The sequence below is a fragment of the Knoellia locipacati genome, from assembly GCF_007992835.1.
GTDB classification, from domain to species: domain Bacteria; phylum Actinomycetota; class Actinomycetes; order Actinomycetales; family Dermatophilaceae; genus Knoellia; species Knoellia locipacati.
On the sequence record NZ_BKBA01000003.1, the window covers coordinates 490,460 to 516,215 of the forward strand.

The 25,756-nt window shown below is 70.5% G+C and carries 26 protein-coding genes; 15 read left to right on the plus strand and 11 right to left on the minus strand.

Annotated features, from left to right (window positions below; genetic code table 11):
* Positions 1-5 precede the first annotated feature (5 nt).
* Positions 6-1,031: an LCP family protein gene (locus KLO01_RS03830; protein ID WP_147062250.1), complete on the plus strand. Its 1,026-nt coding sequence runs from the start codon at positions 6-8 to the stop codon at positions 1,029-1,031.
* 30 nt (positions 1,032-1,061) lie between these two features.
* Here KLO01_RS03830 and KLO01_RS03835 read toward each other — a convergent pair whose 3' ends face one another.
* Positions 1,062-1,571, minus strand: coding sequence for a heme-binding beta-barrel domain-containing protein (locus KLO01_RS03835; RefSeq protein WP_147062252.1), 510 nt, complete (start codon positions 1,569-1,571; stop codon positions 1,062-1,064).
* A gap of 35 nt (positions 1,572-1,606) precedes the next feature.
* Between KLO01_RS03835 and KLO01_RS03840 the strand changes: the two genes are divergently transcribed.
* Positions 1,607-1,987, plus strand: a complete 381-nt coding sequence (locus tag KLO01_RS03840; RefSeq protein ID WP_147062254.1) for a DsrE family protein — start codon at positions 1,607-1,609, stop codon at positions 1,985-1,987.
* Positions 1,988-2,040: 53 nt separating this feature from the next.
* Here KLO01_RS03840 and KLO01_RS03845 read toward each other — a convergent pair whose 3' ends face one another.
* Positions 2,041-2,880, minus strand: coding sequence for a hypothetical protein (locus KLO01_RS03845; RefSeq protein ID WP_147062256.1), 840 nt, complete (start codon positions 2,878-2,880; stop codon positions 2,041-2,043).
* 16 nt (positions 2,881-2,896) lie between these two features.
* Positions 2,897-3,169: a MoaD/ThiS family protein gene (locus KLO01_RS03850; RefSeq protein ID WP_186827897.1), complete on the minus strand. Its 273-nt coding sequence runs from the start codon at positions 3,167-3,169 to the stop codon at positions 2,897-2,899.
* A 20-nt stretch (positions 3,170-3,189) separates the two neighbouring features.
* Here KLO01_RS03850 and KLO01_RS03855 point away from each other — a divergent pair, with 20 nt between their 5' ends.
* Genes KLO01_RS03855 through murJ form a run of 3 tightly spaced genes read left to right on the plus strand, consistent with a single transcriptional unit; the run spans position 3,190 to position 6,545 of the window.
* The gene (locus tag KLO01_RS03855; protein WP_147062258.1) at positions 3,190-3,900 is read left to right on the plus strand and encodes a response regulator transcription factor; all 711 of its coding nucleotides are present in this window, start codon (positions 3,190-3,192) and stop codon (positions 3,898-3,900) included.
* The gene (gene mshD / locus KLO01_RS03860; RefSeq protein WP_147062260.1) at positions 3,897-4,805 is read left to right on the plus strand and encodes a mycothiol synthase; all 909 of its coding nucleotides are present in this window, start codon (positions 3,897-3,899) and stop codon (positions 4,803-4,805) included. The genes KLO01_RS03855 and mshD overlap by 4 nt, the downstream gene beginning before the upstream one ends.
* Positions 4,806-4,847: 42 nt before the next feature.
* Positions 4,848-6,545 carry a murein biosynthesis integral membrane protein MurJ gene (murJ, locus tag KLO01_RS03865; RefSeq protein WP_147062262.1) on the plus strand — a complete coding sequence of 566 codons (1,698 nt, stop codon included), beginning with the start codon at positions 4,848-4,850 and terminating at the stop codon, positions 6,543-6,545.
* A 99-nt stretch (positions 6,546-6,644) separates the two neighbouring features.
* Here murJ and KLO01_RS03870 read toward each other — a convergent pair whose 3' ends face one another.
* Positions 6,645-7,973: a carboxylate--amine ligase gene (locus KLO01_RS03870; RefSeq protein ID WP_246136034.1), complete on the minus strand. Its 1,329-nt coding sequence runs from the start codon at positions 7,971-7,973 to the stop codon at positions 6,645-6,647.
* A gap of 13 nt (positions 7,974-7,986) precedes the next feature.
* Positions 7,987-9,213, minus strand: coding sequence for a lipid II:glycine glycyltransferase FemX (locus KLO01_RS03875; RefSeq protein ID WP_147062266.1), 1,227 nt, complete (start codon positions 9,211-9,213; stop codon positions 7,987-7,989).
* 240 nt (positions 9,214-9,453) lie between these two features.
* On the opposite strand from KLO01_RS03875, the gene cuyB reads away from it, so the two are divergent.
* From cuyB to pstB, 8 genes are all read left to right on the plus strand, one after another.
* Positions 9,454-10,170, plus strand: coding sequence for a cysteate racemase (gene cuyB / locus KLO01_RS03880; protein ID WP_246136035.1), 717 nt, complete (start codon positions 9,454-9,456; stop codon positions 10,168-10,170).
* 69 nt (positions 10,171-10,239) lie between these two features.
* Positions 10,240-12,564 (plus strand): RNA degradosome polyphosphate kinase, encoded by a 2,325-nt coding sequence (locus KLO01_RS03885; protein ID WP_147062268.1) that lies wholly within the window; start codon positions 10,240-10,242, stop codon positions 12,562-12,564.
* A gap of 53 nt (positions 12,565-12,617) precedes the next feature.
* On the plus strand, positions 12,618-13,526 hold the full coding sequence (locus tag KLO01_RS03890) for an NUDIX hydrolase (protein ID WP_147062270.1): 909 nt from the start codon (positions 12,618-12,620) through the stop codon (positions 13,524-13,526).
* A gap of 121 nt (positions 13,527-13,647) precedes the next feature.
* A complete protein-coding gene (locus KLO01_RS03895; protein ID WP_147062272.1) occupies positions 13,648-14,082 on the plus strand; it encodes a hypothetical protein in 435 nt (144 codons plus the stop codon).
* Positions 14,083-14,303: 221 nt separating this feature from the next.
* Positions 14,304-15,428, plus strand: coding sequence for a phosphate ABC transporter substrate-binding protein PstS (pstS, locus tag KLO01_RS03900; RefSeq protein WP_147062274.1), 1,125 nt, complete (start codon positions 14,304-14,306; stop codon positions 15,426-15,428).
* A gap of 132 nt (positions 15,429-15,560) precedes the next feature.
* Entirely contained in the window at positions 15,561-16,574 is a 1,014-nt protein-coding gene (gene pstC / locus KLO01_RS03905) for a phosphate ABC transporter permease subunit PstC (RefSeq protein ID WP_147062276.1), read from the plus strand.
* Positions 16,571-17,497 (plus strand): phosphate ABC transporter permease PstA, encoded by a 927-nt coding sequence (gene pstA / locus KLO01_RS03910; RefSeq protein ID WP_147062278.1) that lies wholly within the window; start codon positions 16,571-16,573, stop codon positions 17,495-17,497. The genes pstC and pstA overlap by 4 nt, the downstream gene beginning before the upstream one ends.
* A 67-nt stretch (positions 17,498-17,564) precedes the next feature.
* Positions 17,565-18,341 carry a phosphate ABC transporter ATP-binding protein PstB gene (gene pstB, locus KLO01_RS03915; RefSeq protein WP_147062280.1) on the plus strand — a complete coding sequence of 259 codons (777 nt, stop codon included), beginning with the start codon at positions 17,565-17,567 and terminating at the stop codon, positions 18,339-18,341.
* A gap of 114 nt (positions 18,342-18,455) precedes the next feature.
* Here the strand turns inward: pstB and KLO01_RS03920 are convergent, their stop codons facing one another.
* The 3 genes from KLO01_RS03920 to KLO01_RS03930 all read right to left on the minus strand — a co-directional run bounded on the left by KLO01_RS03920 (position 18,456) and on the right by KLO01_RS03930 (position 21,060).
* Positions 18,456-19,460 (minus strand): inorganic phosphate transporter, encoded by a 1,005-nt coding sequence (locus KLO01_RS03920; RefSeq protein WP_147062282.1) that lies wholly within the window; start codon positions 19,458-19,460, stop codon positions 18,456-18,458.
* Between the two features lie 5 nt (positions 19,461-19,465).
* Positions 19,466-20,092, minus strand: a complete 627-nt coding sequence (locus KLO01_RS03925) for a DUF47 domain-containing protein (RefSeq protein WP_147062284.1) — start codon at positions 20,090-20,092, stop codon at positions 19,466-19,468.
* A 326-nt stretch (positions 20,093-20,418) separates the two neighbouring features.
* Entirely contained in the window at positions 20,419-21,060 is a 642-nt protein-coding gene (locus tag KLO01_RS03930; protein ID WP_147062286.1) for a hypothetical protein, read from the minus strand.
* 30 nt (positions 21,061-21,090) lie between these two features.
* Here KLO01_RS03930 and KLO01_RS03935 point away from each other — a divergent pair, with 30 nt between their 5' ends.
* Both KLO01_RS03935 and KLO01_RS03940 read left to right on the plus strand, forming a co-directional pair.
* Entirely contained in the window at positions 21,091-21,990 is a 900-nt protein-coding gene (locus KLO01_RS03935) for a crotonase/enoyl-CoA hydratase family protein (RefSeq protein ID WP_147062288.1), read from the plus strand.
* Positions 21,981-22,403 (plus strand): DUF1810 domain-containing protein, encoded by a 423-nt coding sequence (locus tag KLO01_RS03940; protein ID WP_147062289.1) that lies wholly within the window; start codon positions 21,981-21,983, stop codon positions 22,401-22,403. Before KLO01_RS03935 ends, KLO01_RS03940 begins: the two co-directional genes overlap by 10 nt.
* A 22-nt stretch (positions 22,404-22,425) precedes the next feature.
* Here KLO01_RS03940 and KLO01_RS03945 read toward each other — a convergent pair whose 3' ends face one another.
* From KLO01_RS03945 to KLO01_RS03955, 3 genes are all read right to left on the minus strand, one after another.
* Positions 22,426-23,265: an HpcH/HpaI aldolase/citrate lyase family protein gene (locus tag KLO01_RS03945; protein WP_147062292.1), complete on the minus strand. Its 840-nt coding sequence runs from the start codon at positions 23,263-23,265 to the stop codon at positions 22,426-22,428.
* Positions 23,262-24,458: an acyl-CoA dehydrogenase family protein gene (locus KLO01_RS03950; protein ID WP_147062293.1), complete on the minus strand. Its 1,197-nt coding sequence runs from the start codon at positions 24,456-24,458 to the stop codon at positions 23,262-23,264. Before KLO01_RS03950 ends, KLO01_RS03945 begins: the two co-directional genes overlap by 4 nt.
* A gap of 107 nt (positions 24,459-24,565) precedes the next feature.
* The gene (locus KLO01_RS03955) at positions 24,566-25,720 is read right to left on the minus strand and encodes an ABC transporter substrate-binding protein (protein WP_147062295.1); all 1,155 of its coding nucleotides are present in this window, start codon (positions 25,718-25,720) and stop codon (positions 24,566-24,568) included.
* Between the last annotated feature and the right edge of the window lie 36 nt (positions 25,721-25,756).

The window sequence follows — 25,756 nt, forward strand, 5'->3', positions numbered from 1 at the left end:
GCCGGGTGCTTGACGACTTCGATGCCGAGAACCGACCCGCCACCCCCCGTGAGCCCTCGAGGCCGCGGTGGGGTCGTCGCGTGCTCCTCGTCGTCAGCGCCTTCGTCGTCCTGGCCCTCGTCGCCGGTGGCGGGTTCGCCTTCTTCCTCAACCAGAAGGCCTCGCGCAACATCAGCCAGGAGGACCTGCTCCCCTCGAGCGGCCCGTCGGCCACGCTGCCCGACGGGTCCGTCGTCGAGCTGCCCAAGGGGGTCGGGCAGAACTACCTCATCATCGGCTCGGACGCCCGCCCCGGTGAGACTGCCAGCCGCTCGGACGTCATCGTGCTCGTTCACGTGCCCGAGGACAAGAAGGCCGTCCAGCTCATCCACTTCCCGCGTGACCTCTACGTCCAGATCCCCGGGCGCAAGAAGGACAAGATCAACGCGGCCTACGCCTACGGCGGCGCGCCGCTGCTCGTGAGCACCCTGCAGAACCTTCTCGGCGTCAAGATCGACCACGTCGCCAAGACCGACTTCGAGGGCTTCCGCAACATGACCAACGCCGTCGGCGGCGTGCGCGTCTATGCCGAGGAGGCGAGCGGCGAGGGCCGCATGGCCGTGCGGGAGGGCTGGAACGACCTCGACGGCGAGCAGGCCCTGGCCTTCGTCCGCGAGCGCAAGACCCTCTCCGAGGGCGACATCTCGCGAGGCCGCCGCCAGCAGGCGTTCATCAAGGCGCTCATGATCAAGACCCTGACGCCGGCGACGATCGCCAACCCGGTGCGGCTCACGAAGTTCGTCGACGCGGCGACGAGCAACCTCGTCGTCGACAAGGCCCTCGACGTCGGGCAGATGCGCAGCGAGGCGATCTCGCTGCGCAACATCCGCAGCAGCGACATCGTCTTCATCACCGCGCCGTTCTCCGGCTACGGCACGGCGCCCGACGGCGGCTCGATCGACATCGTCGACGAGGCCGGCATGGCCGCGCTCGGCAAGGCGCTGCGCACCGACACGATGGACGACTACGCCGACGCGAGCGTCACGCCCTGACCTGCAGGGAGTCGACGGTGCCGAGCGGGGTCAGTCGACGCGCTTGAGCTCGGCCGAGAGGTGCGAGGTGAGCGGCTGGCCCACCGCGGCCATGTCCATGACCCAGAGCAGGTTGGACTGCACGTAGCCGTACATGCGGTGTCCCGCGGTGTACTCCTTGGCGTGCGGGCTGCGCATGACGCCGTCCGTGCGCAGCTCGACCTTGGCCGGCTGGGCCGTGCCGGCGTACATCTCGACGATGCCGGTCGGGTGGGTGAGGAGCAGCTCGACGTTGGTGCCGTCGGGGGTCTCGGGCACGGGGCGCCAGAAGCCGACCTCGGTCGCGAGGGGACGGACCTTCTCGCCGGCGTCGTCGAGCAGCCAGGTCCGGCTGTGCCACTGGAGGAACGGGCGGCCGTCGTGCCAGCAGCTGATCTCCTGGCCGAAGTTCGCCGACTCGATGGTCGGGTAGCCCACGACCCCGGCGCCGGCCCAGTTGCCGACGAGCCAGGCGAGGGGGGCGAGCTCGGAGGGAAGGTTGGTGTCGAGGTGGAATGCCACGAGTGGGATCGTAGCCGCAGACCTCAGGAGGACCCATGTCCCAGCCCCCGACCGGCATCCGGCCGCTCGTCGTCAAGATCACCTGCGGGGCCGAGGCCCTCGAGCGCCTCAACCAGGGCCTCACCGTCGCATCGACGGCACTGGCGTCCGGCGCCGAGGTGAGCCTGTGGCTCACCGGCGACGCCACGTGGGTGGCGGTGCCCGGCCGGGCCGAGGAGCTCACCCTCCCCCACAGCGCGCCGGTGCACGAGCTGCGTGACGCCCTCCTCGCCGACGCCACCGTCACGGTCTGCGGCCAGTGCGCGGCCCGTCGCGGGATCAGTCCCGACGACCTCCTGGAGGGGGCGACGATCCGGGGCGCCGCGGCATACGTGGAGGAGATCCTCGCGCCGGACGCGCAGGCGATCGTCTACTGACGGCGGCGTATGCCGTCCGCCCACCTCCGAGCGTCCGTGCGGTGAGGGGCGGGTCAGCCGACGAAGACCGCCGCGAGCACGCCCACCGGCACCCCCGTGACGAGGACCGACGCCGCGGCGGCGGTGAGCTGGCCTCGCAGGCCACGGATCGGCGGCAGCACGCACAGCGCCCGGCGCATGACGTGGGCCAGGCCCGCGGCGACCGCCCCGATCACGGCGCCGCCCAGCGCACCGACCTCGGTGACGACGAGCCCGCCCACGCCACCGGCGACGAGGCCGAGCACGCCGGCGATGGCCACCATCCACGGGCGGACCCGGGCCAGGGGCGCCAGGAGGTCGGCGAGGGCCGACACCGCGAGGGCGACGGCGACGACGAGGGCCACCTCGGCCCCGTCGGAGGTCCGGCCCAGCGGGACCCAGGCGACGCCGATCGTGGCGACGGCGATGCCCGCCGCGCTGATGGCGACCGACTGGGTCAGGCGCGGACGACCGTCCTTGCGCACGACCTGGTGGAGGAACATCGTCAGCACGGCGGCGGCGACGACGACAGGGACGTGCCGCAGGTAGGGGTCGTCCGGGGTGAACGCCACCGTCACCGGCGCGAGGACGCCCGCGACACCGACGGCGAGCGAGGAGCCGAACCGGCTCGGCGAACCGAGCAGCTCGGGCCAGCCCCACGCGAGCGCGAGACCGAGCCACGCGACCGCGGCAGCGCCGAGGGCGTGGTCGGCGGCGGTGGCGAGCGCGAGGAGCAGGGCGAGCACGGCGGTCGCGAGGACGACGGGCACCCGTCGCTCGGTCGCCATCGGCGGCAGGACCGGGTTGCGGCGTCGCTCGTCACGGGCAGCCCGGCGCGCGGCGCGGGACTCGCTCACGGGCTCGGACGCTTCCACGGTCGGCATCCTGCCATCACCCCCCGGCGAACGGAGGGAGCACCTCGAGGACCTCGTCGGGGCCGACGACGACCTCGCGGCCGACGGCGCGCCCGGCGAGGAGCACCGAGCAGACGGCGACGACGTCGTGCAGGTCCGGGTGCACGGCCACGGCGCGGTCGAGCACGTCACCGACGGTGGGACCGGCCTCGAGGGTCTCCTCGGAGACGCCTGCCGCCGCGCGGGCACCGGCCCAGTAGCGCAGTGTCACCGGTCTCAAGGCCCGGTGAGCGCCGTCGATCGTGGTCATGTCCACCTATTCTGTGCTGGATGGCCCACCTCCTGCTGCTGACCAACGCCTTGGCGCCGAGCGCCGAGGTGCTGCCGGCCTTGGGGCTGCTCAGCCACCATGTTCGCATCCTCCCCGCCGAGGCCACCGCCCTCATCGACGCGCCGCCCGCGGACGCCGTGCTCGTGGACGCCCGCCGCGAGCTCGCGATGGCGCGTTCGCTGTGCCGGGTCATCCGCACCACCGGGCTGTCAGCGCCGCTGTTCGCCGTGCTCACCGAGGGCGGGCTGGCGGGGCTCACGCCGGAGTGGGGCATCGACGACGTCCTGCTCGACACCGCCGGACCGGCCGAGGTCGAGGCCCGCCTCCGCCTGGCCATCGCCCGCGCCCTCGAGGAGGACGGGCCGGCCACCGACGACGTGCGGATCACCGCCGGCGTGCTCGTCATCGACGAGGCGACCTACTCGGTCAAGCTGCGCGGCAAGGCTCTCGACCTCACCTACAAGGAGTTCGAGCTCCTCAAGCACCTCGCCCAGCACCCGGGCCGGGTCTTCACCCGGGCCCAGCTGCTCCAGGAGGTCTGGGGCTACGACTACTTCGGCGGCACGCGCACGGTCGACGTCCACGTCCGCCGCCTGCGGGCCAAGCTCGGCTCCGACTACGAGGCGCTCATCGGGACCGTCCGCAACGTCGGCTACCGCTTCGTGCCCGAGGAGGCCCTCGCCGACGACGCCGAGGTGGCGACCTCATGAGCGAGGACCCGCGGCTCGAGACCGGGTCGTCGCTCGAGCGGGCGACCGCCGACGCGGTGCTGGACCTGGCCCGGCGGGCGGCCGACGTCGACGGGGTCGAGGCCGTCTCGGAGGCGTTCCGCCTGGCCCTCACCTCCGGTCGTGGCGAGGTCACGCACGTCCTCGCGTATGCCGGTGGGTCCCTTGCCGGGTATGCCGCCCGCGACGGGTCCGGGTCGGCCGAGCTCGTCGTCGACCCGTCGTCCCGCCGGCAGGGCGCGGGGCGGGCTCTGCTGCGCGCGGTGCTCGACGCCGGCGCGACCGGTGTGTGGGCGCACGGCGACCTGCCCGCGGCGAAGGGGCTGGCGGCGGATGCGGGACTCGTGTCGACGCGCGAGCTGCATGTCATGGAGCGACCGGTGCGCGACGGCGACGATGTGGATCCCGCGCTGCCCGAGGGGTTCTCGGTGCGGGCGTTCGAGCCCGGGCGCGACGAGCAGGCCTGGCTCGACGTCAACCGGCTCGCCTTCGCGTCGCACCCCGAGCAGGGCTCGATCACGCTCGAGGACCTGCACGAGCGCATGGCCCAGGACTGGTTCGACCCGGCCGGCTTCCTCCTCGTCGAGGACACCACCGCCACCTCGGACGGGGGCGCGCACCCGCTGGCGGCGTTCCACTGGACCAAGCGCGAGGTGGGGTCTGACCAAGGAGAGGTGTACGTGGTCGGGGTGCACCCGGCATACCAAGGTCGTGGGCTCGCCGGACCGCTCACGGGACTCGGGACGGCCCACCTCGCCCGTCAGGGCGTGACGACGATCGAGCTCTACGTCGACGGCGACAACACGCGGGCGCTGGCGACCTACCGCCGCGCCGGGTTCGAGGACGCCGCAATCCACGTCGTCTACGGTCCTGCGCCCGCGCCGTAGAGTGGCCCGGTCCATCCGCAGGGAACCCGCGAGGGAGAGCACGTGAGCGACACCCGCCCCGAGGGCGCCGAGGCCGACCCCGAGGGCGCGGCTCCCCCTCCGGAGATCGCCGCTCGCGTGGACGACGTCGCTCGCAACAGCGTCGTCATGGCGCTCGGCACCTTCGGCTCGAGGATCCTGGGGTTCGTCCGCGCCGCGCTCCTCGCCGCGGCGCTCGGCGTCGTGAGCGTCTCGGCCGACTCGTTCACGATCGCCAACACCCTCCCGACCCAGCTCTTCGTCCTCATCAACGGCGGCCTCATCTCCGCGCTGCTCATCCCCCAGCTCACCAAGGCGATGCTGCGCAAGGACGGCGGTCAGGACTTCAGCGACCGGCTCGTCACGCTCTGCCTGCTCGTCCTCGGTGCCGCGACCGTCCTCGCGATGGGGCTGACGCCGTGGATCGTCGGGCTGCTCACCCGTCCCGGGTCGGGTGAGGCCTTCGGCGACCTCACGACCTTCATGGCCTACATCTGCATGCCGCAGCTGTTCTTCTACGGCCTGTATGCCGTGCTCGGCCAGGTCCTGCAGGCGCGCGGCAACTTCCTCGCCTTCGCGTGGGCGCCGGCGTGGGCGAACCTCATCCAGATCGCCGGCCTGACGTACTTCATCCTCGAGTGGGGCAAGCAGCCACGCGTCGATGCCTGGACGACGCAGATGATCCTCGTGCTCGGGCTCACCACCACCCTCGGCATCGTCATCCAGGGGCTGAGCCTGGCCTGGCCACTGTGGAAGTCGGGGTTCCGCTTCCGGCCGCGGTTCGGCTGGCGCGGCTACGGCTTCGGCGACATGTCGCGGATGACCGGGTGGACGGTCGCCGCCCTGCTCATCTCGCAGTTCTACGGCTTCGTCACGACCAAGGTCATGTCCCCCGAGAACATCGACGGGGCGGCCGTCGCGGGCAACGCGGTGCAGGCCAACGCCTACGCGCTCTACATCCTCCCGCACTCGATCATCACGACCTCGATCGTCACCGCCCTCTTCCCCGCCATGTCGCGCGCCCACGAGTCCGGTGACCTCGCCGAGCTGCGTCGCCGCGTCGTCAGCGGCCTCAAGGGCCCGGCGGTGCTGCTGCTCCCGGCCACGGCGATCTTCATCGCGCTGGGCCGGCCGATGGCCAAGACGCTGTTCTGGAGCATCCAGTACCTCCCCGGCAAGGGCATCGACGAGCCCGGGAGCATCGCGCTCGTGCTCGCCATCATGGCCGTCGGTCTCCTGCCCTTCGGCATCACCGCGCTCAAGCAGCGCTACTGCTTCGCGCGCGGCGACGGCTGGCTCAACTTCTGGCTCGTCGCGCTCATGACCGGCATCAACCTCGTCGGGTGCGCGGTGGCCTACTGGCTGACGCCGGCCGAGTACGTCGTCGCCACCGTCGCGGGCTTCGCGACCGTCGCCAACATCGTGTCGGCGGGGGCCTTCCTCGCCGTGGCCCGGCGTGAGCTGCACGGTCTGGGCATGGCGGAGGTCAACCGGCTGTGGCTGCGGCTCACGGTCGCCTCGGCGGTGGCCGGTGTGGCGGCCTGGGGCGTCTCCACGCTGGTCTTCGACCCGGCGAGCGCGTGGCTCCCGCACGCCACGGGGCTCGTCGTGGGCGGCCTCGTGTTCGCGGTCGTCTTCCTCGCCGCGGCGAAGCTGCTGCGGATCCGCGAGGTCGACGACATGCTCGCGCCGGTCCTGCGCCGCCTGCCGATCGGCCGCTGACCGCTCCCACCCGCCCGCCCCCGAACCTGTCGTGACCAACTCGCCAATTCCCCTCCTCCGCCCCCGGTCAGCCCGTGGCGGAGGGGAGGAATTGGCGAGTTAACCGCGGGGGAGGTCGCTGTCGGCGGGCTCGCCGCCGGGGTGGTAGGCCGCCTCGGGGTCGTAGTACTGGTGGAACTTGCGGTCGTAGCTCACGCCGGCCGCGAGGATCTTGGCCCAGCGCACCGGGTGCTTCTCGGCGCGGTAGTGCAGCGGGTTGCGCAGGCCGCCGGCCTTGATGACGCGCCTGGTCCGGGCCCAGAGGTCGGGGTGGCGCTCGATGGCCCACCTGATCGTCCGCACCGGCACGACCGAGTAGACGGTCTCGGTGTCGGCCTCGACGAGCTCGAACTCCTCGGGCAGGTTGTCGTGGACGTACTCGTCGACGTACCAGGTCACCGGGTTGAAGCCGGTCCCCGTGACGTAGTAGTTCGAGCGCCCGAGCCGCGGGTTGAGCTCGAAGAACTTCGTCCTCCCGTCGCGCGGGTCGTACTTGAGGTCGAAGTTCGCGTAGCCGACCCACTTGAGCTCGGCGAGCAGCCGCACGGCCTCGTCGACGATCTCGCGGTTCTGTCCGGTGAGGATCGCCGCGGGCACACCGAGCAGACCGGGGGCGTGCTCCTCGATGAGGGTCCGGCCGTAGGAGGCGAACCGGACGCGGGAGTCCTTGTCGCAGTAGCAGGTGAGGATCCGCATGCCCGTGTCGTCGCCGGGGATCATGTCCTGGACGATGAGCGTCTCGCGGTAGCCGGAGCCCTGCACGCGCCCGACGAGATCACGCAGCTCGTCCCGGGTCGCGACGGTGTGCACCTTGGCCTGGCCCTCGAACGTCACGCGGTTCCACGCGGCGGGTGCGGTCGGCTTGACGATGAGCGGGTAGCCCTCGCTCGGCAGCTCCGCTGCCACGACGTCGTATGCCGGGTCGCCCAGGTCGATGAACGTCGTCGCCGGAGTCGTGACTCCCGCCCGCTGGGCCGCCTCCTCGAACGTGTGCTTGCGCGTGGCGCGCGCCAGCGACTCGTCGCTGGCATAGGGCACCTTCCACGAGTCGTCGAGCCCGTCGCGCATGAGGGCGATGACGTCGACGAGCGAGTCAGAGGTCGCGAGCAGGATCTTGGGCTGCACCAGACCGTCGAACGGCGCACCGGCGAGCGTCGCCGCCAGCACCTCCGGGTCGTGCGCGTCGGAGCAGTGGACGACCTCGAGGATCGCGGAGTTCTCGACGACCCACGACGTCGCGCCGGTGACGACGAGCGACTTCACGCCGTAGCCCTCGTGGAAGGCGCGCACGAGCGAGTAGCCGCCGACGTGGGCGCCGACGATGACGGGGACGAACGGCTGGTCCGCGATCGACGCGTAGGACGTGGGACGGGCGGTGCTCTGCGACAAGGGAACTCGCTCCTCAGCGGCGCTTGTAGACGCGGACGACGAGGTCGAGGAGCCGCCCCGCGAGGGGAAGGAGCTCCTTGCTGAACTCACCGGCATACTCACGTCGTTCGGGGTTCCACTGGCGCTTGAACTCCTCGAGCCCCTCGGACGCGTCGATGCCACCGAAGTCGAAGGTCGTCACGCCCTTGGCCGCGGCGGCCTGCATGATCCGCCACACCATGAGGTAGTTCGGGCGCAGGTTGCGGTGCTCGTTGGAGGAGGCGGCGTAGAGATAGGAGCCGCGCGTGCCACAGGTGGCGAAGATCGAGCCGGCGAGGTACTCGCCGTCGGGGTGCCGGGCGTGGGCCGCCTCGAAGCCGGGGATCGACTCCTCCTTCTTGGCGATCGTCTCCTCGAGCTGGGCCACCTGGCGGTCGGCCTTCTCGGAGGGGTACTTCTCGCGCTTGGCCTGCGCCTTCTCGAGCTGGGCGCGGGTGTCCGCGACAGCCTTGCGGGCCGACTCGGCGGCGGCGCCGTGGTCGAGCTTGACGAGCGAGACGACGATGTCGTCGGTCGGCGAGAGGACGTCGACGAGGGTCGTGAAGTAGTCCTTGCTGCGGATCCCGAAGCCGTCGCGCTCACCGGTGACCCGCATGAGCTCGTAGAACGCGTCGACGCCGTCGCGGCCCGCCGACTCATAGACGAGGCCCGACTTCTCGCCCTTGCGGATCGACTGGCGGGTGCCCTGCGAGAGCTCCTTCTCGAGCCGGTCGAGGTCGGAGATGTCGGTGACCATGCGCAGCGCCGGCTGGGCGAGCGTCTTGGCGGCATCGTCGCCCGGGTCGGTGCGGGTGAAGCCGCGCGACTCCAGCGCGGGGCGGATCGTCGGGTCGTCGATCCGCACGGCGGGGTCGATCCGGAGGAGCACGCCCCGGTTGGCCCTCGCGACGCGCGTGACCTCGGCGAGCAGCGCGTCGACGCTCTCGCCGTCGGCCCAGTCGACGACGAACCCGCGGGGGCAGTAGGCCAGCGCCAGCGGCAGGACGGGGGTGCGCCGGAAGAGGATGAGCGCGGCGCCGGTGACCTCGTCGCCGCCGTCGGGCCCTGCACCCTTGCGGCCGACGGCGACGGTGCGCCAGGTCCAGCCCGTGTGCTCCTTCTCCCTGCCCCACGGAGTCGTCTGCATGAGGTGACCGTTTGGGTGGTCACGGACGAAGTCGTCGTGCTCGCGGTCGGTGAGGTCGAGGGCGGCCAGTGCCACGGAGCTCCTAGGTCAAGCCGGTCAGGGGTCGCCTCGGAGTGTATCGGCCGGGGAATCCGCTCCCGAGTCGCCGAGGTCGCCGAAAGACCGACCCACGATCGGCCTTCGCCATGTGGTGTCGTCAGGGTCGGTCACCAATAAGTGTCCGCGCTGGGCACTTATCGGTGACCGGCCCGTCGGAGCACCCCCAGCGCAAGCCGAGTCCCGGGAGACCGTGCCGGTCGGGGTTAGGCTCGACGGGTGCGCAACGAACGCAACGAACCAGTCGGCATCCTCGGCGGGATCGGGCCGATGGCCACCGTCTACTTCATGCAGCGCGTCCTCGACCTCACCGACGCCTCCCGCGACCAGGACCACCTCGACATGCTCGTGTGGAACCACGCGAGCATCCCGGACCGGACGGCATACCTGCTCGGCGACAGCGACGAGAGCCCCGGGCCGGTCATGGCCGACGACGCCCGCCAGCTCGAGCGTGCGGGCGCGCGGTTCATCGCGGTGCCGTGCAACACGGCCGTGGCGTTCCAGGACGAGATCGCCTCGGCCGTCGACATCCCCGTGCTGAGCATCGTCGACGAGACGGTCGCCGCCGCGCAGGCCGCGGTCCCCGGGCTCACGAGCGTCGGCATCCTCGCGACCGACGGCACGCTCAGGGCGGAGACCTACCACCGCACCGCGCGGGCCGCGGGCCTCACCCCGGTGGTCCCCGACGACGTCGTCCAGAAGGACGTCATGTCGATGATCTACGACGGGGTCAAGGCGGGTATGCCGGTCGAGCGCGACCGCTTCGACGCGGCGGTCGCGCACCTGCGCGCCAAGGGCGCCGGTGCCGTGATGCTCGCCTGCACCGAGCTCTCGATCCTCAAGACCGACCTCGCCGTCGACGAGCCCGACGTCGTCGACTCCCTCGACGCCCTCGCCGCCCGCACGGTGACGATGGCCGGCGGACGGCTGCGGTGACCGTGGGAGGGCTGCCCGCTCCCCGACCGGTGTCGTCCGCCGTTCACCTCGACCTGCCACGATGAAGCCATGACGACGTCGACGAAGCCCTCCTCCCCCGACGTCGACGGCGCCCCCACGACGTCCGAGGCCGTGGCCGACGTGCGCGACGTCGACGGTGAGACGCTCGACCCCACCGGCTTCGTCAACGAGGTCTCCATCGCGAGCGCCTCCGCCGCCGAGGCCCGCGGCACCCAGCCGCGCGCCTCCAACGGCCGGTTCGTGCGCACCGGTGGGGCCGACGACGCCGAGGGGCTGCCCGCCGACCGGTTCCTCGACCGCGAGATCTCGTGGCTGCAGTTCAACGAGCGCGTCCTCCAGCTCGCCGCCGACGAGAACGTCCCGCTGCTCGAGCGGGCCCGCTTCCTCGCGATCTTCACGTCCAACCTCGACGAGTTCTTCATGGTCCGCGTCGCCGGCCTCAAGCGCCGCATCGCCACCGGGCTCGCCGTCCGCTCCGCCTCGGGCCTCGAGCCGCGCGAGGTGCTCGAGCAGATCTCGGTCGTGAGCCACGAGCTGCTCGCGATGCAGGCCCGCGTCTACGACGACCTCGTCCAGCCGGCGCTCGAGGACGAGGGCATCCAGGTCGTCCGCTGGGACGAGCTCTCCGAGCCCGAGCAGGAGCAGCTGGGCCAGCTCTTCACCGACCGGGTCTTCCCGGTGCTCACGCCGCTGGCCGTCGACCCGGCGCACCCCTTCCCCTACATCTCCGGGCTCTCGCTCAACCTCGCCGTGCTCCTCATCAACCCCAAGACGGGCAAGGAGCACTTCGCGCGCGTCAAGGTGCCGCCGCTGCTGCCCAGGCTGCTCCGCGTGGGTGAGGCCGGCGCCTCCGCCGACATCTACGACGTGCGCTTCGTGCCGCTCGAGGACGTCATGGCCGCCCACCTCGACCAGCTCTTCCCCGGGATGGAGGTCCACGAGCACTACACCTTCCGGGTCACGCGCAACGAGGACCTCGAGGTCGAGGAGGACGACGCCGAGAACCTCCTCGCGGCGCTCGAGAAGGAGCTCACGAGGCGCCGGTTCGGACCTCCCGTGCGGCTCGAGGTCGACGAGGAGATGGACGACCACGTCATGGACCTGCTCGTGCGAGAGCTCGGGGTCACCGCCGCCGAGGTCTACCGGCTGCCGGCCCCGCTCGACCTGCGCGGCCTCAACATCATCGCCGACCTCGAGCGCTCCGACCTGCACTACCCGGCGTTCGTCGCCCGCACCAACAGCGACCTCGCGCCGACCGAGAGCGCCAAGGCGCGCGACCTCTTCGCGAGCATCCGCAAGCAGGACGTCCTGCTCCAGCACCCCTACGACTCGTTCTCGACCTCGGTCCAGGCGTTCATCGAGCAGGCCGCGGCCGACCCCAACGTCCTCGCCATCAAGCAGACGCTCTATCGCACGAGCGGCGACTCCCCGATCATCGACGCCCTCATCGACGCCGCCGACAGCGGCAAGCAGGTGCTGGCCGTCGTCGAGATCAAGGCGAGGTTCGACGAGCAGAACAACATCTCGTGGGCCCGCAAGCTCGAGCGTGCCGGCGTTCACGTCGTCTACGGCATCGTCGGCCTCAAGACCCACTCCAAGCTCAGCCTCGTGGTCCGGCAGGAGGAGGACGGCCTGCGCCGCTACTGCCACATCGGCACCGGCAACTACAACCCCAAGACCGCCCGCCTCTACGAGGACTTCGGCCTCCTCACCGTCGACCCGCAGGTCGGCGATGACCTCACCCGGCTGTTCAACCAGCTCTCCGGTGTCGCTCCGCGCAGCAAGTTCAAGCGCCTGCTCGTCGCCCCCCGCTCGGTCCGCACCGGGCTCATCGAGCGCATCGACACCCAGATCGAGCGTGAGCACGACAGGGCCGGCTCCGGCTACATCGGCATCAAGGTCAACTCGATCGTCGACGAACAGGTCATCGACGCGCTCTACCGGGCCTCGATGGCCGGCGTCAGGGTCGACGTGTGGGTCCGCGGCATCTCGGCCCTGCGACCGGGCGTCGACGGGCTCTCCGAGAACATCACGGTGCACTCCGTGCTCGGCCGCTTCCTCGAGCACTCGCGGGTGTTCCTCTTCGGCACCGGCGAGGAGTTCGAGGCGTGGATCGGCAGCGCCGACATGATGCACCGCAACCTCGACCGTCGCGTCGAGTGCCTGGTGCGCCTCACCGACCCGCGCCACCTGGTCGACCTGCGTTCGCTCATGTCCAAGGGCATGAGCACCGACTACTCGCACTGGGCCCTCAGCGCCGACGGCCGCTGGAGCAGGCGCCACCTCGACGCCGACGGCGAGCCGCTGCCGGACATCCAGGAGACCCTCATCGAGATGCACGCGAAGCGTCGACGCAAGGCGCGGCGGCGCTGAGCACGCAGGACCGACCCGAGGTCATCCCCGCGGCGGGAACGCTGCCGTGGCGGGTGCGCAAGGGCGTGCTCGAGGTGGCCCTCGTGCACCGCCCCCGCTACGACGACTGGTCGTGGGCCAAGGGCAAGCTCGACCCGGGCGAGGACTGGGCGACCGCCGCGGTGCGCGAGACGTTCGAGGAGACCGGGCTCGAGGTGCGTCTCGGCCCTCCCCTGCCCGAGGCCCGCTACCTCATGCTCACCAAGTCCGGCACCCGCGGCGACAAGGTCGTGCACTACTGGGCCGCCACCGTCACCGGCGGCCACGGCCGCCTCGAGAACGAGATCGACGCCGTCGAGTGGCTCGACGTCGCCGAGGCCAACATCCGGCTCGACTACGCCCACGACCGTGACCAGCTGCGCGCCCTCGTCCGGGCCCACGGGGAGGGCACCCTCGAGACCTGGCCGCTCGTCGTCGTCCGGCACGCCAAGTCCATCCCCCGCTCCGGCTGGAGCGGCGACGACCAGCAGCGACCGCTCGACGAGCGCGGCACCCAACGGGCGAAGGACCTCGTCCCGGTGCTCACGGCATACGGGATCACCCGCCTCCTCACCTCGCCTTCCGTGCGGTGTCTCGACACGATCGCCCCGTATGCCGTGCAGTCCGGTCACGATGCGCGGTCCCGTGAGGGGCTGTCCGAGGAGGGCCACGAGGCCGAGCCCGGCAGGGCCGGTGAGCTCGTCGAGAAGCTGCTCGAGCGTGGTGAGCCGTCCGCCGTGTGCACCCACGGCCCCGTGATGCCCGCGGTCATGGAGGTGCTCACCGCCCGCCTGCACCTCGACGGTGGCGACGCGGTCGCGATGCTCGAGCGGTTCGTCGAGGCACGCGACGACAACCTCGACAAGGGCGAGGCGCTCGTGTGCCACGTCGCCGGAGTCGGTGCCGACGCGCGCATCGTCGCCGTGGAGCGCCACCTCCCCTGAGCCCACGTGAACTGTTCACGCGAAGGTCAGTCGCGCGACACCCGGCCACCGGGCCGGACTCCCTAGGGTCGGCGCACGTGCATGACCACGGGGGCCGTGCCGAACGTCAAAGGGGACGTCAATGAAGCGGAAGCTGCTCATGAGCACGGCCGTCGCGGCGGCAGCGGTGGTGCTCACGCCATCGATGGCGCAGGCCAGAGTGTCGGGTGTCTACATGGTGAGCTACACCTCGGACTGCCGGGCCGGGATGGAGATCAAGGAGATCAACGGCAGCTTCTACAGCAGCTACTACACGACCCTCATCACCCAGACCCACCCCGGGACGCGGCCGCGCTCCGGCAACGCGAGCAACTGCCGGGCGAAGTTCCTCATCCGCTACGTCACGGCCAGCGAGCCCACCGTCACCAAGACCTTCTACCGCTACATGGACGTGAGCGGCTCCAAGACCGGTGCCGACGTGGCGCTGTCGTCCTCGGGCTTCCGGCTCAAGGGCTACAGCGAGTTCTACGTCTGCAAGGCCGCCTGCAGCGAGCCGGTGCGGATCTCCTTCAGCTGACCCGCGCCCGAGCCTGCTGCGACCGCACGGCCCCGTGCGGGTGACGACACGACGACGGACCGGCCCTGACTCCCGCTTGAACAGCGCGACCACCAATGGCCGAACACCGTTCACGCGTCGTTCACCCCGCACGGGCCGGGCGGTCACCAGCCGTCCCTACCTTCACTGATGTCGGTACACCACGTCCGACCCCGATCTCTGTCCTTGTGAGAGGTACACCAGTGAAGATTCAGCGTCTCGGTGCGATGGCTTCCCTCGCCCTTGTCGGTTCCCTTGCCCTGGCCGGCTGCGGCTCCGACAACAACAGCGGCGACTCCGCCGCGTCGGGCGACAGCAGCGCCAGCGCCTCGTCGAGCAGCGACTGCTTCGAGGGCACGCTCAACGCCGAGGGCTCCTCCGCCCAGAAGAACGCGTTCGAAGAGGTCTCCGCCGCGTTCAGCGAGAAGTGCACCGGCGCCACGGTCAACTACAACCCCACCGGCTCCGGCGCCGGCATCAAGCAGTTCATCGGCGGCCAGGTCGACTTCGCCGGCTCCGACTCCTCGCTCAAGACCGAGGAGAAGGACGGCAAGGTCGAGGCCACCGACGCCGCCACCGCCTGCGGCTCGCCCGCTTGGAACATCCCCATGGTCACCGGCCCGATCGCCGTGGCCTACAACGTCAAGGGCGTCGACAAGCTCACCCTGACGCCGGCCGTCGCCGGTGACATCTTCTCGGGCGTCATCACCAAGTGGAACGACCCGAAGATCGCCGCCGTCAACTCCGGCGCCACGCTCCCCGCGACCGACATCAAGGTCTTCTTCCGCTCCGACGAGTCGGGCACGACCGAGAACTTCACGAAGTACCTCAAGGCCGCCTCCGCCGCCACCTGGGCCGGCGAGCCCTCCAAGAAGTGGACCGGCAAGGGCGAGGGCAAGGAGAAGTCCTCCGGTGTCACCGAGGGTGTCAAGAGCACCGACGGCGGCATCACCTACGTCGAGTGGAGCTACGCGAAGGAGGCCAGCCTCGGTGTCGCGCAGATCGACAACGGCGGCGGCGCCGTCGAGCTCAACAGCGAGTCGGTCGGCAAGGCCGTCGCCACCGCGAAGCAGACGGGCACGGGCAACGACTTGGCCCTCAAGCTCGACTACGCCACGAAGGAGGCGGGTGCCTACCCGATCAACCTCGTGACCTACGAGATCGTCTGCTCGAAGGGCAAGGACGCCGAGAAGCAGAAGAACATCAAGGCCTTCCTCAAGTACTTCGCCTCCGAGGACGCGCAGAAGGTCATCGAGGAGGTCGGCTACGCGCCGCTCCCCGCCGAGGTCCAGACCAAGGTCGAGGCCGCCATCGAGGCGATCAGCTGACCTCGCCTTCCGCACGCGCCGACCATCTGGTCGACTGAGGGGGTGGGACCGCTCCGGTCCCACCCCCTCAACCCCGTTCCACAGCACCTGCCGCACCAGCACCCCGCACAGCCCCTGAGAGGACTCGACCTCGTGTCATCCATCACCGGTCGCAGCGCGATCGACGAGCTGCCCGGCGGCGACGGCCGCCCACCGCTCGAGGCCGACCGAGCCAGCACCGGCCGTCTCGGCGACCGCATCTTCGGCGGGCTCGCGACGGGCTCGGGCATCTTCGTCATCGCGCTCGTCACCCTCGTCGGCGTCTTCCTCATCGCGCAGGCCGTGCCGTCGCTGATGAACAACAACGTCAACTTCCTCACCTCGCGCGAGTGGGAGCCGGCCGGCGCGGAGCCCCGGTTCGGCATCGTCGACCTGCTCTGGGCGACGGTCACGACCTCGCTCATCGCCATGGTCATCGCCGTGCCGCTCGGTGTGGCGGTCGCGCTCTTCATCACGCAGTACGCCCCGACCTGGCTGAGCAAGCCCGCCGCGGCCCTCGTCGACCTCCTCGCCGCCGTGCCCTCGATCGTCTACGGCTTCTGGGGCCTCCAGGTCGCCGGGCAGTACTTCGAGCCGGTGGCCAAGGGCGTCGACAGCGTGCTCGGGTGGCTGCCGTTCTTCGACTACACCGGCACCCCGAGCGCCAAGAGCACGCTGGCCTTCGCCGGCGTCATCCTCGCCATCATGATCCTGCCGATCATCACGGCGATCTCCCGCGAGGTCTTCAACCAGGTGCCGACGGCGCACAAGGAGGCCGCACTGGCCCTCGGTGCCACCAAGTGGGAGATGATCCGCACCGCGGTCCTCCCCTTCGGCAAGCCCGGCATCATCTCGGCCGCGATGCTCGGCCTCGGCCGGGCCCTCGGTGAGACGCTCGCCGTGACGATCCTGCTCTCCGGCCTCAACGCGAGCGACGCGTTCCGGTCGACGATCTTCAACGGCGGCGCGACCTTCGCCTCGAAGATCGCCCTCGCGGCCAACGAGTTCGACTCGGCGCAGAAGACGGGCGCCTACATCGCCGCCGGCCTCGTGCTGTTCATCCTCACCTTCATCGTCAACGCGGCGGCCCGGGTCGTCATCGACCGTCGGAAGGCCTTCACCGAATGAGCACCGTGAGCACCGTCGGCGAGTCGGCACCACGCGCCCGGACCACTCCGACGAACGACGACTTCGGCGGCAGATCCGGGGGCCGCGCCTTCAAGGACCAGCTGGCCCGGATCCTCATGTGGGGCGCCTTCCTCATCGCGCTCATCCCGCTCGTGTGGATCCTCGGCTCCACCCTGCTCAAGGGCGGCCACATGCTGCTCGAGGCCGACTGGTGGGGCAAGTCCCAGGCCGGCATCACCGCCCGGCGCGAGGGTGGCGGCGCCGTCCACGCCATCCAGGGCACGCTCATCCAGGCCCTCGTCACGGCCCTCATCTCGGTGCCGATCGGCGTCCTCACCGCCGTCTACCTCGTCGAGTACGGCCGCGGTCGCCTCGCCCGGGTCGTGTCGTTCATGGTCGACATCCTCACCGGCATCCCCTCGATCGTCGCCGGCCTGTTCATCTATGCGGTGTGGGTGACGACGTTCGGCTTCCAGCGTCTCCCGATCGCGGTCTGCTTCGCGCTGACCATGCTCATGATCCCCACCGTGGTCCGCTCCACCGAGGAGATGCTCAAGCTCGTCCCCAACGAGCTGCGCGAGGCGTCCTACGCCCTCGGCGTGCCCAAGTGGAAGACGATCATGAAGATCGTCATCCCGACGTCGTTCTCGGGGATCGTCACCGGCATCCTGCTCGGTCTGGCCCGCGTCATGGGTGAGACGGCGCCGCTGCTCATCCTCGCGCCGTACACCAAGGTCATCGCGACCGACCTCTTCGGCGGTCTCATGGGCACGCTCCCCACGATGATCAACCAGGACCGCGACCAGACGCTCCAGCCCGCGCTGGACCGCGTCTGGGGCGCCGCCCTCACCCTCATCCTCATCATCTTCCTGCTGAACATCCTCGGCCGCCTCATCGGCCGGTTCAGCAAGGTGAAGAGCTGACGCCCCGCCGAGCACACGGCATACCCGATCTTCTTCGCAACCCGACCAGAGAGAAACGACAGCACCCATGGCCAAGCGCATTGACGTCAAGGACCTCGACATCTACTACGGCGACTTCAAGGCCGTCGAAGGCGTGTCGCTGACCGTCGAGCCCCGCTCCGTCACCGCCTTCATCGGCCCGTCCGGCTGCGGCAAGTCGACCGTCCTGCGCACCCTCAACCGCATGCACGAGGTCATCCCCGGTGGCCGCGTCGAGGGCAAGGTCGCGCTCGACGACCAGGACCTCTACGCGTCGTCGATGGACCCCGTCGCCGTGCGCCGCACCGTCGGCATGGTGTTCCAGCGGCCGAACCCGTTCCCGACGATGTCGATCCGCGACAACGTCGCCGCCGGGCTCAAGCTCAACGGCGTCAAGAACAAGAAGCGGCTCGACGAGGTCGTCGAGGCCTCGCTCAAGGGCGCCAACCTCTGGAACGAGGTCAAGGACCGCCTCGACAAGCCCGGCGCCGGGCTCTCGGGTGGTCAGCAGCAGCGGCTCTGCATCGCCCGCGCCATCGCCGTCGAGCCGCAGGTGCTGCTCATGGACGAGCCGTGCTCGGCGCTCGACCCGATCTCGACGCTGGCCATCGAGGACCTCATCAACGACCTCAAGAGCCAGTACACGATCGTCATCGTCACGCACAACATGCAGCAGGCGGCGCGCGTCTCGGACCAGACGGCGTTCTTCAACCTCAAGGCGACGGGCCAGCCCGGACGCCTCGTCGAGGTCGACGACACGCAGCGGATCTTCAGCAACCCGAGCGAGAAGGCGACCGAGGACTACATCTCCGGCCGCTTCGGCTGAGCCGCGGGCAGCAGCAGGGCCCGACGCTCGAGACGAGCAGTTCCGGGTGGGACGAGCAGACAGGGCTGCTCGTCTCGCCAGGAGCTGCTCGCCTCGTCGTTTGCGGACCGGGCGTCAGAGGCCGATGACGAGCTTGAGCAGGAGGTACGAGAGGGCGGCGACGATGCCGGCGCCGGGGAAGGTGAAGATCCACGCACCGACGATGTTCTTGGCCACGCCCCACCGGACGGCCTTGACCGACTTCGTCGAGCCGACGCCCATGATCGCCGAGGTGATGGCGTGGGTCGTCGAGATCGGGGCGCCGGTGGCGGTGGCGACGTAGAGCACGGCCGCAGCCGTCGTCTCGGCGGCGAAGCCCTGGGGCGGGTCGAGGTGGATGATGCGGCGGCCGAGCGTGCGCATGATCCGCCACCCACCGGCATACGTGCCGAGCGAGATGACCACGGCGCTCATGACGAGCACCCACAGCGGGATGGTGTCGTTCCCGCTCGTGTGGAAGCCACCGACGGTGAGGGCGAGCACGACGACACCGGCGGTCTTGGCGGCGTCCTGCATGCCGTGACCGAACGCCATCGCGGCGGCCGAGACGGTCTGCGCGTAGCGGAAGCCACGGTTGACCTTGCCCGGGTGCCCCTTGCGGAACAGCCACATGATCGCGGTCATGACGAGGAAGCCGACGACGAGGCCGACGACCGGCGAGGCGACCATCGGGAGGATGACCTTCTCGAGGACCGCCGCCCAGTGCACCGTGGTGGAGGCGGCGATCGCCGCGCCACCGAGGCCACCGATGAGCGCGTGCGACGACGAGGACGGCAGTCCGAACCACCACGTGAGGAGGTTCCAGGCGATGGCACCGATGAGGGCGGCGGCACAGATCGTCAGGCCGACCTTGCCGGCCGGCGCGTCGATGATGCCGCTGCCGACGGTCTTGGCGACCTTGGTGCCGAGGAACGCGCCGACGAGGTTGGCGACCGCGGCCATGCCCAGCGCGATGCGGGGCGTGAGGGCGCGGGTCGACACGGACGTCGCGATCGCGTTCGCGGCGTCGTGAAAGCCGTTGGTGTAGTTGAAGCCCATCGCGAGCGCGACGACGAGGGCCACCGGGATCCAGCTGTCCACGGTGGTCAGGACTCCTTGACGGCGATGCTCTCGATTTTGTGGGCCACGGTCTCGAAGGCATCGGCCGCAGCCTCGAGCTCGTCGATGAGCTCCTTGTGCTTCATGACCGTGATGGCGTCGCTGCTGTCGGCGTTGAACAGCTCGGCGAGCATGCGGCGGTAGGCCTTGTCGGCGGAGTTCTCGAGCCGGTTGATCTCGATCCAGTAGGAGCTGAGGTCCTTCATCGAGCGCAGCTTGGGCATCGCCTCGACGGTGAGCTCGGCCATGCGCGAGAGGATCTCGACCTGCTTGACGACGCCCTTGGGGAAGGTGTCGATGCGATAGAGCGCGACGAGGTCGGCCGCGGCGTCCATGTGGTCGACGCAGTCGTCGAGGGCGCTCGCCAGGCCGTGGATGTCCTCACGGTCGAAGGGCGTGATGAACGAGGAGTTCACCTTGCGGATGAGCTCGTGCGTGGACTCGTCGGCCGACGTCTCCACCTCGTCCATGCGCTTGGCGATCGCCTCGCGCTCATCCTGGCTCTGGGCGCCGAGGATGGCGGTGAGCTCGGCAGCACCCTCGATGAGGTGTGCGGCGGACTGGGAGAACAGGTCGTAGAACCCGGTGTCCTGGGGGGTCAGGCGGAAGCCCACGTGAGTGCTCCGAAAGGCTCGAGGTCAGCGGTCGCGAACAAGGCTACGGCCTGTCGGCCCGATCCACGTCATCGGCGGTTCACCCCCCATTTCCCGGCCGTCCCACCGTGGGACACGAGGGACGGGGGTGGTGCGGGAGACAGAGGAAGTGGTGCCGGACCGGGAGCGCCTCACGGCGCGTGGCCGCTCGTAGCGGCTGAATGTGGGACCCGGGGCTGCCGCGGTCCGGCACCACCATCAGAGCCTAACGCGCGGGTGCCCGGAGTCTGTTCCCGAACGCCGATCCTGTGCGCGCCACCCGCACGACCGTCGCGTATGCCGTGTGCTCAGTCGAGCTCGTCGGCCCGCCACAGGCGGGCGCTGGCGACGAGGTCCTCCCCGGTGCGCTGCATCGCTGCGGCGCTCGTGGTGAGGGCGCCTGCGCCGCCCGGGTCGACGTCGTCGCGGTCGTGGGCGAGGTCGGCCCGACCTGCGGCGATGACCGCCGCGAAGGCCGCGGCCCGCTCCAGCGCCACCGCGAGGTCCCCGGCGAAGACGCCGGTGAGGATCTCGTCGGCCAGGGCCCGCACCTCGTCGGGCCCGGGAGGCTCGGCGACACCGGCGACGGCGTGGGCGACGTCGGTGAACCGGATGCCGGCGGCGTACTGACGGCTCGCCTCCACCGGCTGTCTCCGCACCCACTCCCGCAGGGCGTACAGGCGCCACAGGGCGCCGGGCAGGCTGCGCGCCGGCCGCCCGGCCCAGAGGTCGGCGACGGTGGAGAGGCCGAGGTCGTCGACGAGGGCGACGAGACGCGCGGTGACGGTGGGGTCCGCGGCGGCCCGCCCCGTCCCGACGAGGACGGCCGCGGTCTGGTGTGCGATCTCGGTGATCTCCGCCGGCCCGGGCAGGCTGCCCCCGTGGGCTTCGATCGCGTCCGGGCCGAAGTGGACCGGGCGCCTCGGGACGTGGCGGCCGCTGTCTGTCATGACCCCATCGTGCCCCGTACGTTGGGAGCCATGACCGGCAGCGACGACCCACGGACCTACGAGACGCTGCTCTGGGAGGTCTCGGACGACGGCATCCTCACACTGACCCTCGACCGCCCCGAGGCCCTCAACGCCTTCACCGTGACGATGGCGCGCGAGCTCGAGGACGCCTTCCGGCGGGTCAATGCCGACGACTCGGTGGCGGCGGTGGTCGTCACCGGTGCGGGGCGCGCCTTCTGCGCAGGCATGGACCTGTCCCGCGAGGGCAACGTCTTCGGGCTCGACGAGTCGCTCTCCCCCACCCTCGACGACATGACCCAGCGGCTCGACTCCCCCGAGGTCGCCGACGGGGTCCGCGACACGGGTGGACGGGTGGTGCTGGCGATCTACGACTGCACCAAGCCGGTCATCGCCGCCATCAACGGCGCCGCCGTCGGCATCGGGGCGACGATGACGCTGCCGATGGATGTGCGCCTGGCCTCCAGCTCTGCCCGGATCGGGTTCGTCTTCGGGCGGCTGGGGATCGTGCCGGAGGCCTGCTCGTCGTGGTTCCTCCCGCGACTCGTCGGCATCTCGCGGGCGCTCGAGTGGACCTACGCCGCCGACGTCCTCACCGCGGACGAGGCCCTCGACGGTGGGCTGCTCCGCACGGTGGTGGAGCCGGAAGCGTTGCTGGACACGGCATACGCGCTCGCTCGTCGCTTCGTCGAGGGCCGCTCGCAGGTCGCGACGGCACTCACCCGCCAGATGATGTGGCGCAACGCGGCACAGCCGCACCCGCTCGAGGCGCACCGGGTCGACTCGCTCGCGATGTGGTGGACGAGCGTGCACGACGGCAAGGAGGGCGTGGCCGCGTTCCGCGAGAAGCGCGCGCCGGAGTTCACGTCGGCCGCCTCGCGCGACCTCCCGAGGTGGGTCCCGTGGGGCTGAACCGGTTCGTCGAGGCGCAGGACGCCGGGGGCACGTATGCCGCAGCGCTCGCCGAGCTGCGTCGAGGACGCAAGACGAGCCACTGGATGTGGTTCGTCCTCCCGCAGGTCGCCGGTCTCGGTCGCAGCGAGATGGCGCAGAGGTATGCCGTGTCGGGGTTGGACGAAGCGCGCGCCTATCTCGCGGATCCCGTTCTCGGACAGCGGTTGCGAGAGTGCGCCCAGGTGCTGCTCGAGCTGCCGGGTTCGGATCCCGTGGCCGTGTTCGGGAGCATCGACGCGGTGAAGCTGCGGTCGTCGATGACCCTGTTCTCGCGCGCTGCGGAGGCCGAGCTCGACCGCGCGCTGTTTGACGGCGTGCTCGACAGGTACTTCGACGGCGAGGCGGACCCGGCGACCCTCGAACTGCTCTGACCCCTCCCTGCTCGCGCCGGAGTCAGCTCGTCCCGGCGCCACGGGCGCGCGCCAGGATCGCTTCGGCCCGAAGCAGGACCGGCCGGTCGACGAACTCGCCGTCCACGCTCGAGGCGCCCTCTCCCGCACCCGAACCCGTGACGCTGCGGGCCCAGGCCAGCTCGGCACCAGTGGGCAGCAGCGCCTCGTGGACGACCGCCACCTGGCGCGGGTGGATGCAGAGCTTGCCGGTGAATCCCGACGCCACCGCGGAGCGGGTGGCTCGGGTCGTCTCGTCGTCGTCGGTGATCGCGGTCGCAACGCCGTCCACCGGCGGCGGCAGCGAGGCGGCGGCCGACGCCACGACGAGGGCGAAGCGGGCCGGCCCCAGCCTGCGGTCGTCGTCGGGTGACAGGCCGAGCTGGGCGCAGAGGTCGAGATGTCCGAAGGCGAGGCGGAGCACGCCGGGAGCCTCCGCCACCTCCCGGACATCGAGGAGCCCGGCCGCCGTCTCCAGCAGGGGAATCGTGCCGGAGCCCGCGGGCAGCAGCGCCCTGACCTCGGCCAGCACCCCGGCGCTCTCGGCCTTGGGCACCATGACCACGAGCGGGTGGCCCACACCGGCCAGGGCGGTGAGCTCGCCCTCCACGCCGTCGGTGTTGACCCGGACGACGACCGGGGGCCCACCCGCATCCGCACCTCGCTCCGCGAGGAAGGCGACGACGTTCGCGAGGGCGTCGCGCTTGTGCGGCGGCGCGACGGCGTCCTCGAGGTCGAGCACGACCGCGTCCGCGCCGCTCGCCATCGCCTTGGCGAAGCGGTCCGGCCGGTCGCCGGGTACGAAGAGGAACGTCCGCGCCGTGGTCACGCCCTCGACGCTCACCGGCGGCCAGCGTCCTCGAGCAGCCGGCGGCCGATGATCATCTTCTGGATCTCGGCCGTGCCCTCGCCGATGAGCAGCATGGGGGCCTCGCGGTAGAGGCGCTCGATCTCGTACTCCTTGGAGTACCCGTAGCCGCCGTGGATGCGGAAGCTCTGCTCGACCACGTCGGCGCAGTACTCCGCCGCGAGGTACTTCGCCATCCCGGCCTCGAGGTCGTTGCGCCTGCCGGCGTCCTTGATGCGGGCGGCCTTGACCATCATCTGGTGGGCGGCCTCGACCTTGGTCGCCATGTCGGCGAGCCGGAAGAGGATGCCCTGGTGCTGGGCGATCTGCTTGCCGAAGGTCTCACGCTGCTGCGCGTAGGCGATGCCGAGCTCGAAGGCCCGCATCGAGACGCCGCACGCGCGGGCCGCGACGTTGACCCGGCCCACCTCGACGCCGTCCATCATCTGGTAGAAGCCCTTGCCGGGCACCCCACCGAGGATCTGGGTCTCGGGAGCCCGGTGGCGCTCGAGGACGAGCTCGGTCGTGTCGACGCCCTTGTAGCCCATCTTGTCGATCTTGCCGGGGACGGTGATCCCCTGCGCCGTCTCGCCGAAGCCCGGCTCCTTCTCGACGAGGAAGGTCGTCATGTTCTTGTAGGGGCTGTCGCTCTCGCCGAGGTCGGTGCGCACGAGGACGGCGACGAGGTTGGACGAGCCACCGTTGGTGAGCCACATCTTCTGACCGGTGACCACCCACTCGTCACCATCCTTGACGGCCTTGGTGCGGATGGCGGCGACGTCGGACCCGAGCCCCGGCTCCGACATCGAGAACGCACCCCGGACCTCGCCCGTGGCCATCCGCGGCAGGTAGCGCTGCTTCTGCTCCTCGGTGCCGTGCTGCAACAGCATGTACGCCACGATGAAGTGCGTGTTGATGATGCCGCTCACCGACATCCAGCCGCGCGCGATCTCCTCCACGCACAGCGCATAGGTGAGCAGCGACTCCCCCAGGCCGCCGTACTCCTCGGGGATCATCAGCCCGAAGATCCCCATCTCCTTCATGCCCTCGACGATGTCCGTGGGGTACTCGTCGGCGTGCTCGAGGTCCTGCGCGACCGGGATGATCTGCTCCTCGACGAACTGCCGCACGAGCTTGACGAGCTCGCTCTGCTCGTCGGTCAGGCCGTCGGTCTGTTGGAGTCTGGACATCTCGTGGGTACCTTCTCGCGATCGGTCGGTCGTGCGGCGCTGGGCGGGTGTGGGAGACGCGGGTACGCGCGCTTCGGGAGCGCCCGTACCCGCGTCCGTTCGTGGGGTCAGCCGACGTAGTTGAAGGCCTTGTTCCAGGTCGCGACGTCGGACTTGCCGAACTTCACCGCGTCCTCGGGGGTGTAGAGCTTGAACGCGTCGGAGTCCGCGGCGGGGAGCTGGTACTCACCGGTCTTCTGCGGCTCCAGACCGGGACGGGCCGGGACGAAGCCCTGCGCGGCGGCGAACTTCTGTCCGGCCTTGGACATCGTCCAGTTGACGAACACCTTGGCGGCCGGGCTCTTGGCACCCTCAGGCGTGAGGCCCATGAGGTTGAACGACCCGGAGATGCCGTCCTCGGGCACGACGAGCTTGATCGGCGCGCCGGCGACCTCGGCACCGTAGGTGCTGTTGAAGCCGAGCGTGGCCACGGCGATCTCGCCACGGGCCAGCGCCTCGAGCTGCACCGAGGTGGTGTCGAAGATGCGCGGCTTGAGCGCACCGAGCTTGGCCAGGTAGTCCTCACCGAACTCCGTGATGTGCATGTGGGCCAGGGCCGTCACGGTGCCGCCGGCACCGGCGTTGACGACGCCGAGCTTGCCCTGCCACTTGGGGTCGGCAAGGTCCTCCCACTTCTTCGGGACGTCCGCGCCCTTGACGAGCTGGGAGTTGTAGCCGAAGACGTAGGCCGAGTAGTAGGCCGTGAGGTACTGGCCCTTGTTGAAGACGACGTTGTCGGCCTTGCTCAGCTCAGCGAACGACGGAGGCTCGTATGCCGTGTAGACCCCCTTGGCGGCGAAGTCCTCCGCGACGCGCGGGTCGGTGACGCGGACGACGCCGGCCTTGAGCTGTCCGGCACCCTGCTCACTGAGGACGCGCTCGGCGAGCTTGTTGGTCGGCATCCGGGTGAGCTCGATGTCGATCCCGGTCTCTGCCTTGAAGCGCGCGACCGTGAGGTCCTCGCTCTCCTTGCCCGACGCCGAGTAGAGGTTGACCTTGTCGGTCTTCGCCGCCTCGAACAGCGCCTTGTCGGCGACCTGCTCGCCGTCGATGACGAGCCCGTCGGTCGTCTCGACCTTGGGCATGGCCAGGAGCTCGTCGCCCCCGGCGGCCTTGGCTGCGGCGCCGCCGGACGTCGTGGCCGAGCCGGAGCCGCCGCATCCGGCGAGTGCGATGGCGGCACTGGTGGCGACGGCAGCCATCGCCAGTCTGCGGTTGATCATGGGAATCTCCTCGTTGAGATGGGACGTGGTGCGGCG

Coding starts and splice junctions, on each gene's coding strand:
- pstA (WP_147062278.1), top strand. CDS start 16,571: ATGAGCACCGTGAGCACCGTCGGCGAGTCGGCACCACGCGCCCGGACC.
- KLO01_RS03930 (WP_147062286.1), bottom strand. CDS start 21,060: ATGACAGACAGCGGCCGCCACGTCCCGAGGCGCCCGGTCCACTTCGGC.
- KLO01_RS03850 (WP_186827897.1), bottom strand. CDS start 3,169: ATGACCACGATCGACGGCGCTCACCGGGCCTTGAGACCGGTGACACTG.
- KLO01_RS03895 (WP_147062272.1), top strand. CDS start 13,648: ATGAAGCGGAAGCTGCTCATGAGCACGGCCGTCGCGGCGGCAGCGGTG.
- KLO01_RS03840 (WP_147062254.1), top strand. CDS start 1,607: ATGTCCCAGCCCCCGACCGGCATCCGGCCGCTCGTCGTCAAGATCACC.
- mshD (WP_147062260.1), top strand. CDS start 3,897: ATGAGCGAGGACCCGCGGCTCGAGACCGGGTCGTCGCTCGAGCGGGCG.
- KLO01_RS03950 (WP_147062293.1), bottom strand. CDS start 24,458: ATGTCCAGACTCCAACAGACCGACGGCCTGACCGACGAGCAGAGCGAG.
- pstB (WP_147062280.1), top strand. CDS start 17,565: ATGGCCAAGCGCATTGACGTCAAGGACCTCGACATCTACTACGGCGAC.
- KLO01_RS03935 (WP_147062288.1), top strand. CDS start 21,091: ATGACCGGCAGCGACGACCCACGGACCTACGAGACGCTGCTCTGGGAG.
- KLO01_RS03885 (WP_147062268.1), top strand. CDS start 10,240: ATGACGACGTCGACGAAGCCCTCCTCCCCCGACGTCGACGGCGCCCCC.
- KLO01_RS03855 (WP_147062258.1), top strand. CDS start 3,190: ATGGCCCACCTCCTGCTGCTGACCAACGCCTTGGCGCCGAGCGCCGAG.
- KLO01_RS03955 (WP_147062295.1), bottom strand. CDS start 25,720: ATGATCAACCGCAGACTGGCGATGGCTGCCGTCGCCACCAGTGCCGCC.